The sequence below is a fragment of the Coprococcus sp. AF16-22 genome (assembly GCF_003461545.1).
Classification (GTDB): Bacteria; Bacillota; Clostridia; order Lachnospirales; family Lachnospiraceae; genus Coprococcus; species Coprococcus aceti.
Genome location: NZ_QTXH01000005.1, coordinates 101199 through 113121, shown reverse-complemented (window position 1 = coordinate 113121; position 11923 = coordinate 101199). Strand labels below are relative to the sequence as shown.

Here is an 11923-nt window from a genome sequence, read left to right as displayed (position 1 = left end):
TCCTCACTTTTTACCGGGATATTTTATAATAAATTTATGAGTGGCGGTCTGTTAATAATCACTTTGATATTTTATAATGTAAGCATTGGCTGTAATTTAGTTGATGGTGCAAAGTCAGTTTAAGTGGGCTGAGGCTTGACATGCAGCGCCAGCCATTTGCCGAAGGCAAATTTTGCATGGCTGGTGTTCAATGGATGTGTCAAGTTTTCTGTGAAAACTTGACATGTAGCGCCAGCCATTTGCCGAAGGCAAATTTTGCATGGCTGGTGTTCAATGGAAAGGAGAATGTCATTATGGAGATCAGAAAAGCGGCAGCAGAGGATTTTGATATTGTATTTGATTTTATAGAAAAATTATGGACATATAATACATATGACAGGGAAGAAATACGCAAAGTATATATGGACGTTATAAATGACGAACGCAGCTTTGCGTTTTTATTATGGGATGAAGGCATTTGCAGAGGCATGTGCCATGGAGACTATTTCAATACATTCTGGATGTCGGGGCTCACATGCTATGTGTCAAGTCTCATAACAAGAGAGGAGGACCGTGGCAAGGGATACGGTGTGGCACTCCTGGATCATGCAAAGGAGCTTGCAAAGCAGAGGGGATGCAAGGCCATCACCCTTGATTCCGGACTTCCGAGGACAGGGGCACATGGCTTCTACGAACACTATGGATTTGAAAAGAGTTGTTATGGCTTCGAGATGATGATATAAATTATCTGCAGAGATTTGTAAGGAGGCAAAATATGTGTACAGCAGCGACATATAAGACAAAGGATTTCTATTTTGGAAGAACGCTGGATTATGAATTCTCGTACGGCGATGAGATTACCGTGACTCCGAGAAATTATCCGTTTGAATTCAGATATATGGGCAGGAAGGACAACCATTATGCCATGATAGGAATGGCACATGTGGCAGGCGGTTATCCTCTCTACTATGATGCTATAAATGAGAAGGGCCTTGGAATGGCAGGCCTGAATTTTGTCGGAAATGCAGTGTATCAGGAAGCGGATGAGAGTGATGAGAGGGACAATGTAGCCCAGTACGAGTTCATCCCGTGGATACTCGGAAGCTGTGCCAGCGTGGGTGAGGCAAGGGTAGCTCTGGACAGGATGAACCTGACCGGCACACCATTTTCTGAGCAGCTTCCTACAGCGCAGCTCCACTGGATCATTGCAGACAGAAATGGTGCAATAACAGTGGAGTGTATGGCAGATGGTCTGCATGTGTATGAGAATCCGGTTGGGGTTCTCACGAACAACCCGCCATTTCCTCAGCAGATGTTCCTGCTCAATCAGTATATGGGGCTGTCACCAAAGCAGCCGGTGAACACGTTTGCACCAGAGGTGGGACTTGTCACTTACAGCCGTGGCATGGGGGCCATAGGACTTCCGGGAGACCTGTCATCCACGTCGAGATTTGCAAGGGTGGCATTTGTTAAGCAGAACAGTCTGCCTGCGGATTCAGAGGCTGAGAGTGTAAGCCAGTTCTTCCACATACTTGGCTCTGTTGATCAGCAGAGGGGCTGCTGTGAGGTTGCGCCTGACAAATATGAGATAACCATATACACGTCCTGCTGCAATGCTGACAAGGGAATATACTATTACAATACCTACGAGGGTCATCAGATAAATGCAGTGGATATGAACAGAGAGGATCTGGATAGCAGTTCGCTTGCCAGATATCCGCTTATCCAGGGGGAGAATATCAATTGGCAGAACTGATGTATATGGCTTACAAGGGAGAAAGGATGCTGTATGAGTAAAAGCAAGGTTACGATAAAAGAAATAGCGGATATGGCCGGGGTGTCCATAGCCACTGTATCACATGTTATAAACAGGACAAGGTATGTAAGACCTGAGCTTGTGGATAAGATAGAGAAGATCATAGTAGAGACCGGATATCAGAATAAGATAGCAGATAAGGAGAGAAAACTGCTGGTTGGCCGGGAGTCCACGATAGTTGCAGTCATTCCAAACATTGAAAGTACGATATACAGAGATGTGGTAGCTTATGTGAAGCAGCTTGTCAGTGTACAAGGATATCAGTTCCTTGTGGCGATAACAGATAATGATCTCAAGGAGGAGGCGCAGGTGCTTGCCGGACTTCTGGTGAACAAGAAGGTTGCGGGTATCATACATGCGCCGGTGAGCGATGTGGCATCTAACTACACAAAGCTCATACAGTCGGGTGTTCCATTTGTCTGTGTGGAGAGAAATATACTCGGTGAGGGAATAGATTCCGTTGAGTTCAGGGATCGTGAGGCGATATTCAAAGGGGCGGATTATCTGTTGTCCAGCGGACACAAGAATGTATTGTTCTTCCGGGAGAGCACGGACAGCACGACGAAGGACGAGAGGACCAGGGGCTTTTTAAATGCGCTGGAGAAGTACAACATCAATACAAATGATGCAAATATAGTGGATGTGACCCTGGAAAATGGCGAGGATGACTGTATGCTCGTCATCCAGAAGGCGCTCCGCAGGTACAGGCCGACCGCGGTCCTTGCGGGAGGCAACAGAATAACGCTCTATCTCATGAAGACGCTGAGAGATATGGGAATCGACTGTCCGGGAGAGATATCTGTGGTTGGGTTTGGTGATGAGAGCTGGTCGGAACTTACATATCCTCCGCTTACCATAATCAGAAGAGATGTGAAGGGCTTAAGCGCCAAGGCAGTTGGAATGCTTTTTGAGAAGATCAACACAGGTGCGGCCATATCCCATGACTGCTATGCCGATGTGGAACTGGTTGTCAGGAAATCCACCAAGATGCTGGATAATGGACCATTTGGAGATAAGGCAGCTGCCCCGGATTCCGTGGTGCTGACGAAGGAGGAAAAACAGAGGCTGAAGGCAGGACATTTCAGAGTGGCCATATCATTTCATTATACCGGTACGTCCTGGGCGGAGCTCCATGAGAAGGGTATCCGAGAGGAGCTTGAGCAGTTTGGAATAGATGTGGTGTCGGTTATGGATGCGCACTTTGACTCGGAACTGCAGAATGCACAGCTCGATGGCATAAGACTTCAGAAACCGGATGCAGTTATAGCTATTCCAGCGGATGACAGCCGTACCAGAGAGAAGTTTCAGGAGCTTTCAAAGGTGTCAAAGCTGGTGTTCATAAGCAATGTTCCGGAGGGTATGTCCAAGAACAGCTATGTGTCCTGTGTATCAGTAAATGAGTCGGAGAATGGAACGAACACGGGAAGAATGTTGGGAGAATATTGTAAGGAAAATAAGAAAAAAAAGGCAGGTTTTATTATTCATGGCGCGGCATTCTATGGAACAAGAGTCAGGGATAATGCCGCCGAGAGAATAATCAAGGACAGTTACCCGGATATTGACATAGTGACGATCAGGAGCTTTGGAGAGATATCCAATGCATATCAGGTAGCCAAGGATGTGATAACTGCCAATCCTGAAATTGAGGCAATGTATGTGAGCTGGGATCGCCCGGCGCTTCTGGCTATAAAGGCGCTCAAGGAGCTTGGCAGGGAGGATGTGGCGGTGTTCACAACTGATCTTGACCATGGTATAGCCCGGTGTATGGAAGAAGGAATAGTCAAGGGACTCAGCACGCAGAGACCATACGAGCAGGGAAGGGCGGCCGCGGCAGTCGTTGCCAAGTCCCTGGTAAGTGAAGAACAGCTTCCAAAGTATGTGGGAGTTCAGCCGTATCAGGTCGAGCCAAAACAGCTCAGGCTTGCATGGAAGGAAATCTTTCATGAGTCCATGCCGGACAGATTGAGGTGATATGACATCTTTAGTTAGTCCGTGCCGGACAGAGTTAGAAACTGTATCTTTTATCTAAAAAAGAATCCGTTAGAGAGAAAATTGTATCTTTCTGGCGGATTTTTTGCGTTTATACACAAGACCTTGGAAGATTGTATCTTTTTCGCCTGAGAAGTTCCCAAGGATACAATTTTGTGTCCAAGTTGCTGTAACCACACCAAAAAGAGAAAATTCCCGGCGAAGTGGTACCGGATACAAAGGACAAGATTACAAGATACAAGGTGACAAGTAACGGGTGTCAATCATACACTACAAATCCCATAAGTATGACATATCGTAAAATATTTACGTAAAAAATAATAAAAGACCTGCGAACCCTATAATGCAATCGGGTGTTATTTGTACATAATGACGAATAAACAATAAATAAAACACTTGATATTGACAATAACCGACAAAGGTTATATCATCAAAACATGCAAGGGACGAAAAACAGTTTAAAATTTACGTAAATTAAACCGGTTGTAAACAGTTTTTCGACAACGAGTTAGCAAAATAAAACGCATGATATTGGAGGTAAAAATTATGAGAAAATTTAAAAAGTTATTAGCAGTTGGAGCATGCCTGTGCATGTCACTCAGTTTACTGGCAGGTTGTGGATCAGGATCAGGAAACGCTTCGGGCAGCGATTCATCTGATTCAGGTACAAAGCAGGAGAGCACAAAGTCATCTGACCTGTCATTTGCATTCTGTACAAACACACTCAACAACACATTCCAGAGTTCGATTGATGCAAAGCTCAAGGAGCTCTGCGATGCAAATGGAATTTCATACACTTGTCTTGACCCTGATTACGATCTGAACACACAGCTCAGCCAGTTATCAGATGTGGCAAACAGCGGATACGACGCAGTGTTCATCATCCCGGTTGATTCAGCAGGTATCACATCAGGTCTTGCAGAGATCAAGGATGCAGGAATCCCAATCTTCAATGTAGATACAGCAGTTATCGAGGATGACATAGAGAACTTCGTAACACAGTTCGTTGGAACAAATGCTTACATGGCAGGACAGCTTGTCGGTGAGCAGATGGCTAAGGATTATCCGGACGGAGCAGACATTGCGATCCTTGACTTCCCATCAAATGAGAGTTGTGTAGACCGTGTAAATGGTTTCCTTGACGGACTCGGTGATAACAAGGATAAGTTCAACATCGTAGCACAGCAGGATGGCGAGGCAGCACTTGATGCATCAATGAGCCTTGCAGAGGATATCATCACAGCAAACACAGATCTTCAGGCATTCTTCTGTATCAATGATCCTTCAGCACTTGGCGCTGCAGCAGCAGTTAAGGCGGCCAACAAGACAGGTCAGATTGGTGTATACAGTATCGATGCTTCACCAGATGGCAAGAAGGCACTCCTCGACGGCGAGTTCACAGCAGTTGCATGTCAGGTTCCTGTACAGATTGCAGAGTATGCATTCAACGCAGCACAGAAGTATGTAGGCGGAGACACAACCATCGACGAGAAGAAGGTATATCTTGATTCACACCTCGTACTCAAGGATGAGGCTGAAAAGACAGTTAACGACTGGCAGTAAGGCCGGATCGAAGCCGGCAGTAACAGCACGGGGCTGCCCCCGGCTGGACATACATGACACAACGTAGGTGTATATAATACGGGAGAGACCGGGGATCTTAGATCTCCGGCCGAGATCCCGAAAAAGCAGGATAACAAAAGATCTATTTTAGAAACTTGGAGGTTTAATATGGGACAGACAGTTCTGGAAATGATAGGGATAAAGAAAAGCTTCTCCGGAATATATGCTTTAAGTGGCATCGACTTTTCCCTTGAGCTGGGAGAGGTACACGCACTGCTCGGCGAGAATGGTGCAGGAAAGTCCACACTGATCAAAGTCCTTGGCGGAATTTACCAGCCCGACAGCGGAATCATCAAGGTAAATGGCAAGGAGGTAAAGATCAACGGAGTTCCGGCTGCCAGAGAGAATGGTATAGGAATAATACATCAGGAGATCGTACTTGTTCCATATCTTTCGGTGGCACAGAACCTGTTTCTCGGCAGAGAGATAAGGACAAAGCTTGGAACATTGGACTTTGTAGAGATGAACAGAAGAGCAGAGGAGATGATATCATCCCTCGGTGTGAATATAAAAGCAGACACTATAGTAGAAAATCTGACCATCGCACAGCAGCAGATGGTGGAGATCGTCAAGGCGGTCTCATTCAACGGTAAGATCATAGTTATGGATGAGCCTACCTCATCACTTTCAAATGAAGAGGTGGAGCAGTTATTTGAGATCATTGAGAATCTCAGAAAGAAACAGGTAAGTATAATCTACATCTCCCACAGAATGGAGGAGCTCTTCAGGATATCTGACAGAGTTACCGTCATCAGGGATGGTGCATACGTAGGAACAAAAAAGACATCAGAGACCAACCCGAATGAGCTGGTTGCGATGATGGTAGGAAGAGATCTGGAGAGCTTCTATGCAAGAGATTACCGCGACATGGACAAGGCAGAGGTTGCTCTGGAGGTAAAGAATCTTTCCCAGACAGGTGTCTTTGAAGATATAAGTTTTTCGGTACACAAGGGCGAGATCTTGGGCTTCTCAGGTCTGGTCGGTGCCGGACGAAGTGAGATCATGGAGGCGGTATTTGGTGCAACACGGCCTACATCAGGCGAGGTGATACTCGGAGGAAAGCCGGTACACTTCAAGAATCCGATGCAGGCTATCAAATCAGGCATAGCGCTGGTTCCTGAGGACAGAAAGAAGCAGGGACTGGTACTCGGCAACAGCGTGGCATTCAACCTCACACTCTCATCCCTCAGATTCTATATGAACGGAATCGCAATAAGCGAGAAGAAGCGCGGCGAGGTAATAGACCATTATTCACAGAGACTTAGGATAAAGGCGGCATCGCCAGAGATTGAGGCGGGCAGCCTGTCAGGTGGAAACCAGCAGAAGGTGGTTCTGGGCAAATGGCTTGCGACCAAGCCGGATGTACTTATTCTGGATGAGCCGACCAGAGGCGTGGATGTAAATGCAAAATTTGAGATATACACAGTAATCAATGAACTGGCAAAGGAAGGCATAGCGATAATCATGGTATCCAGTGAGCTTCCTGAGATCATCAACATGTGCGACAACGTATGTGTGGTCAGAGCCGGAAGACTCGTGAAGAAGCTGTCAAAGGACGAGCTCTCACAGGAAGAGATAATGAAATACGCTGCAGGAGGTATCGAATAATATGGGCGAGACAAAGAAGAATTCAAAAGCAACTTCTATATTAAAGAACAATCCCCTGACATCCATAGTCAAGGGCAACATAGGAATCATAGTGGTCCTGATAATCATGTGTGTGGCGGTAGCACTTGCCACGGACAAGTTTCTCACGACCAACAACATCATATCAGTGCTTAGACAGATTTCGATCAACACATACATAGCACTTGGAATGACACTGATAATTATACTTGGACACATCGACTTGTCAGTTGGATCGATAGTAGCCATGTCGGGAACACTGACCGTAGGATTTATAGTTAACCAGGGACTCCCTCTCGGCGTTGCCATAGTTGCAGGACTTCTGGTTGGTACAGCAGCGGGCTTTATAAGTGGTTTTATAGTTGCAAACTTCAAGGTGCCTGCATTCATCATCACAATGGCCATGATGAACATAGCAAGTGGTATAGCTTATGTCTACACAGGTGGACAGTCAACACGTATCACTAACAAGCTCTTCATCGAGATCGGAACAGGATACCTGTTCAATGTGATCCCACTTCCTGTAGTGTACATGGTAGTGCTCATCATACTGTTCAGCTTCATCCTCAGCAAGACAAAGTTTGGAACATATGTATATGCGATAGGTGGTAACCGCGAGGCTGCAAGACTTTCAGGTGTACCTATCAAGAAGATAGAGATCGTAGTATTTACAATATCTGGACTTCTCTCAGCATTTGCAGGACTTGTACTTTGTTCAAGAATGTACTCAGGCCAGCCTTCAGTTGGAAGCGGCTACGAGCTTGATGCCATCGCAGCCTGCGTACTTGGAGGAACTTCCATGACAGGTGGTAAGGGAAGAATCAGCGGAACAGTATTTGGTGCCATGGTTATCGGAATCATCTCAAATGGTCTTAACCTTATCGGAGTGTCGTCATACTGGCAGCTCATCATCAAGGGTCTTATCATCGCATGTGCGGTACTCCTTGATGGACAGAAGGGCAAGCTTGAGCTTCTCAAGAAGAAGAAACTGGCAGCAAACTAGTAGAAAGAGAGGACTGATAATATGGAGATTTTTAGAAAGATGTCCTTCGCGGATTCCACGGGAGATGCAATACCTTTCTACCACGAGGGCAAATATCATATATTCTCACTGACTTCCCCTCCGGGAACAACAGTGTACCCGGCAAGACTCAGAACAACATGGAGCCACAGTGTATCAGATGATCTGGTGCACTGGGAGGAGCTTCCTACAGCGCTCTATCCGGGCGAGGGCGACGAGCCGGATGCATCAGGAGTATGGACTGGATCAGTCATATACGGCGAGGGCAAATACCATGCATTCTATACAGGCTACTGCCTCACCGCAGAGTATCAGCAGACCATATGCCACGCTACAAGCGACGATGGAATCACGTGGGTGAAGGATGCAGCCAATCCGGTCATCACACCTATGATAGAGCTTTACGAGAAGCTTGACTGGAGAGATCCATATGTATTCTACAATGAGGAGGACAAATGTTACTGGATCCTCATATCAGCGAGAAGGTTGGATATGCCGATAACCAGAAGAGGATGTATAGTTCTCTACAGATCAAAGGATCTGGTCAACTGGGAATATTACGGACCGATATATTCACCGGGACACACCAACTGTCCTGAGTGCCCTGAGATGTACAAGATGGGAGACAATTGGTATCTCTCATACTCAAGATTCTCAGAATATGTAAATACAATATACAGAGTTGCAAAGTCACCATTTGGCCCATGGAGAAAGCCAAAGAAGGATGGCATAGGCGGAAGAAGATTCTACGCAGCCAAGTCCATGCAGGATGATGACGGCAGACGCTTCTACTTCGGTTGGGCTCACGACAGAGCAGACAGAAGCGACAGAGGTGAATGGTACTGGGGCGGAACCTTCTGCGTGCCGCATGAGGTAGTTGCCACAGCGGATGGAGGACTTGACGTAAAGCTTCCAAAGGAATATGAGCATGTATTTGAGAAGCCTGTGGCATGGGATTACATCCCTGTACTTGGAAATGCAGAGCTTCACGGAGACAGACTGGTTGAGATGGATTCAGTAAGCACATGTACATACGGATTCCTTGGACACAACGAGGAGAGCTACATGCTGAAGTGCAAGATCATGCCTAGAGAGGTGTATGACCATTTCGGTATACTGCTCAAGTCAGACAAGGAAGCAAGCGGATGCCTTCTCCTTGAGTTCGATGTGGCCATGCAGAGAGTGTCGCTGGTAAATCTTCCTATGGGAGTTGACCCGTTCTGGGTTCAGTCCTGTCAGGCTGTGCCTCCTGCAACGGAGCCGGGCCCTGATGGAGTCAGAGTGTGCGAGAAGACATTTGACATAACAGAGGGCAGCGAGATAGATGTGAAGATCATCGTTGACCATGATATGGTGGAGGTATTTGTCGGAGAACAGGTGGCGTTTACATACAGAATATATGCGAAGCCTGAGTTTGAGACGGGACTTCTGGCACAGGATGCAAGAGTAGAATTCTATGACATAGAGATCACAGGAAAGTAAAATTCACAAGGAGGATTCAACATGGAAAAGAAATATGATGTTGTGGCTCTTGGTGAGTTCCTGATAGACTTTACACCTGCCGGAAGCACTGATTCCGGGATGAAGCTCTTCGAGCAGAATCCCGGAGGGGCTCCAGTAAACATGCTCACGGCAGTCGGTAAAGCCGGGCTTAAAACTGCCTTCATTGGTAAGGTTGGAGATGACATGCACGGCAATTTCCTTGTTGAGACGGCAAAGCAGGCAGGAATAGATACCAGAGGTATAGTGGTTGACAATACGGTATTTACCACTTTGGCATTTGTCACTCTGGATGAGAACGGAGAACGTGAATTCTCATTTGCCAGAAAGCCTGGTGCGGATACAATGCTCTGCTATAAGGAGGTTGACGCCGAGCTGCTCAGAGATACAAAGGTGTTTCATATAGGTTCACTTTCACTCACGGATGAGCCGGCAAGGACCACCACGTTTCAGGCGGTGAAGGAGGCAAAAAAGAATGGCGCTTTGATATCCTATGACCCTAATTATCGGGCACCGCTGTGGGACAGCAGAGAAAATGCGATGGAGAGGATGAAGAGTATTCTTCCATTCGTAGATATAATGAAACTTTCGGATGAGGAGACAGCACTCCTCACACCATTTTCCGACCCTTCTGAGGCAGCAGAGTATCTTCTGGGAAGCAGCGTCAGACTTGTTGCGGTCACCCTGGGAAGTGAGGGTGTGCTGATATGCAGCAGGGATGGAAGCCGGAAAGTTCCCGGCTTCGTCAGCCATGTGGTAGATACGACGGGGGCTGGAGATTCATTCTGGGGAGCATTTGTATCACAGCTTGTCAGAGCGGACAAGAGCCTGGAGGAATTCAGTATAGACGAGCTTGAAGAATTTGCAAGATATGGAAATGCGGTTGCGAGCCTGTGTGTCGAGAAGCGCGGAGGACTCAGATCGATTCCTGAAGAGAGCGAGACATTTGAGAGACTCGCAGTAAAGTAAGTGTACTACAATTTTTCACATAAAATTTTCCCTTAACCCTGAAGGCCGGAGAGTTTCCGGCCTTCTTTTTTGTACAATCTAACATTTGGACAGTATAACCATTCAAAAGTGCATTGACTCATAATTCCATTTCCTATAATATGTGGCTGGTGAACAAAAAATAATCATATATACCACATATTATTAGGAAGAGGAATAAATATGAAGAGTAGATTGACGAGAAAAGAAATGCTTCCGCTTGTGGGAATGACCGTCTCGGCGTTCATATTCAACACATCGGAATTTATGCCAATTGGCTTGCTGACAGACATTGCAAAGTCGTTCAGCATATCGGAGTCGAAGGCGGGAATGCTTATCACAGTGTATTCGTGGATAGTCATGCTGTTGTCCCTGCCGCTCATACTTCTTGTGTCGAAGATAGATTTCAGGAAGCTGTTCATGGGAACAATCGCACTGTTTGGAATATGCCAGATCATGTCCGTGATCGCGCCGACATACGGAGTGCTCATGGCATCGCGTATAGGCGTTGCGTGTACCCATGCGATATTCTGGTCGATAGCTTCACCGGTTGCAATAAGACTGGTAAATGAAGAACACAGATCATTTGCACTGAGCATGGTCGTGACTGGAACATCCATAGCTACTATAGCCGGCCTTCCGCTTGGAAGACTTGTTGGACAGTATATGGGATGGAGAGTTACATTCCTCATCGTTGGAATCATAGCATTTGCGGTTCTGGTGTACATGGCATTTGTATTCCCTAAGATCGCAAGCGGAGAGCAGTTCCATGTGAAGGATCTCCCTGCTCTTCTGAAGAATCCGGTGCTCATCTGCCTGTATATTCAGACGATACTGTTCGTGCTTGGATACTACACGGTGTACAGTTATATAGAGCCGTTCATGCAGCAGGTTGCAAAGCTCCAGAACAATGTCATCACTGTAGTGCTCCTGATATTTGGAGCGATGGGACTTCTCGGAAGCTATCTGTTCTCAAAGCTTTATGACAAGCACAGATTTGCATTCATCGGTACAGTCATGGCAACTCTTCTTGTGTGGCTGCTGCTTCTGCTTCCGGCGTCAAAGACGTTGGCGACCATGGTACTCCTATGTGCATTCTGGGGAATAACAGCCATGGCGTTCAATGTGACCACGCAGTCGGAGGTCATCAGAAGTGTTGATGAGAAGAGCTCCGCAGTGGCGACTGCCATATATTCAGGACTTTTCAACCTCGGTATCGGAGGTGGAAGCTGGATCGGCGGAATTGTGTGCGACAAGGGCGCGATATCATATATCGGTTTTGTAGGTGCGGTGTTCGCGGTTATATCGGTGCTGTTCTTTGCATTTGTACTGCTCAGGAAATTGAAGCAGAGCGTGAACTGATAGTGTGTTGTATATAAAAA

Annotated in this window: 9 protein-coding genes; all 9 read left to right on the top strand. The window is 46.5% G+C overall.

Annotated features, from left to right (window positions below; translation table 11 throughout):
• The first annotated feature begins 293 nt into the window (after positions 1-293).
• The 9 genes from DWW60_RS07605 to DWW60_RS07565 all read left to right on the top strand — a co-directional run bounded on the left by DWW60_RS07605 (position 294) and on the right by DWW60_RS07565 (position 11903).
• Entirely contained in the window at positions 294-722 is a 429-nt protein-coding gene (locus DWW60_RS07605; protein WP_117874882.1) for a GNAT family N-acetyltransferase, read from the top strand.
• A gap of 32 nt (positions 723-754) precedes the next feature.
• Positions 755-1735 carry a choloylglycine hydrolase gene (bsh, locus tag DWW60_RS07600; RefSeq protein WP_117874880.1) on the top strand — a complete coding sequence of 327 codons (981 nt, stop codon included), beginning with the start codon at positions 755-757 and terminating at the stop codon, positions 1733-1735.
• A gap of 33 nt (positions 1736-1768) precedes the next feature.
• Positions 1769-3766: a LacI family DNA-binding transcriptional regulator gene (locus tag DWW60_RS07595; RefSeq protein WP_117874878.1), complete on the top strand. Its 1998-nt coding sequence runs from the start codon at positions 1769-1771 to the stop codon at positions 3764-3766.
• A 564-nt stretch (positions 3767-4330) separates the two neighbouring features.
• The gene (locus DWW60_RS07590) at positions 4331-5347 is read left to right on the top strand and encodes a sugar ABC transporter substrate-binding protein (protein ID WP_117874876.1); all 1017 of its coding nucleotides are present in this window, start codon (positions 4331-4333) and stop codon (positions 5345-5347) included.
• Between the two features lie 168 nt (positions 5348-5515).
• Positions 5516-7015: a sugar ABC transporter ATP-binding protein gene (locus DWW60_RS07585; protein ID WP_117874874.1), complete on the top strand. Its 1500-nt coding sequence runs from the start codon at positions 5516-5518 to the stop codon at positions 7013-7015.
• Between the two features lies 1 nt (position 7016).
• Complete coding sequence (locus tag DWW60_RS07580; RefSeq protein WP_117874872.1) at positions 7017-8036, top strand: ABC transporter permease; 1020 nt, start codon at positions 7017-7019, stop codon at positions 8034-8036.
• A gap of 21 nt (positions 8037-8057) precedes the next feature.
• Complete coding sequence (locus DWW60_RS07575) at positions 8058-9536, top strand: glycoside hydrolase family 32 protein (protein WP_008402272.1); 1479 nt, start codon at positions 8058-8060, stop codon at positions 9534-9536.
• A gap of 21 nt (positions 9537-9557) precedes the next feature.
• On the top strand, positions 9558-10523 hold the full coding sequence (locus DWW60_RS07570) for a carbohydrate kinase family protein (protein ID WP_117874870.1): 966 nt from the start codon (positions 9558-9560) through the stop codon (positions 10521-10523).
• A gap of 201 nt (positions 10524-10724) precedes the next feature.
• Positions 10725-11903: a sugar transporter gene (locus DWW60_RS07565; RefSeq protein ID WP_117874868.1), complete on the top strand. Its 1179-nt coding sequence runs from the start codon at positions 10725-10727 to the stop codon at positions 11901-11903.
• Positions 11904-11923: the final 20 nt, after the last annotated feature.

Bases quoted from the DNA above. Each gene is read 5' to 3' on its own strand.
- DWW60_RS07605 (WP_117874882.1), top strand. From the start codon at position 294: ATGGAGATCAGAAAAGCGGCAGCAGAGGATTTTGATATTGTATTTGAT.
- bsh (WP_117874880.1), top strand. From the start codon at position 755: ATGTGTACAGCAGCGACATATAAGACAAAGGATTTCTATTTTGGAAGA.
- DWW60_RS07595 (WP_117874878.1), top strand. From the start codon at position 1,769: ATGAGTAAAAGCAAGGTTACGATAAAAGAAATAGCGGATATGGCCGGG.
- DWW60_RS07590 (WP_117874876.1), top strand. From the start codon at position 4,331: ATGAGAAAATTTAAAAAGTTATTAGCAGTTGGAGCATGCCTGTGCATG.
- DWW60_RS07585 (WP_117874874.1), top strand. From the start codon at position 5,516: ATGGGACAGACAGTTCTGGAAATGATAGGGATAAAGAAAAGCTTCTCC.
- DWW60_RS07580 (WP_117874872.1), top strand. From the start codon at position 7,017: ATGGGCGAGACAAAGAAGAATTCAAAAGCAACTTCTATATTAAAGAAC.
- DWW60_RS07575 (WP_008402272.1), top strand. From the start codon at position 8,058: ATGGAGATTTTTAGAAAGATGTCCTTCGCGGATTCCACGGGAGATGCA.
- DWW60_RS07570 (WP_117874870.1), top strand. From the start codon at position 9,558: ATGGAAAAGAAATATGATGTTGTGGCTCTTGGTGAGTTCCTGATAGAC.
- DWW60_RS07565 (WP_117874868.1), top strand. From the start codon at position 10,725: ATGAAGAGTAGATTGACGAGAAAAGAAATGCTTCCGCTTGTGGGAATG.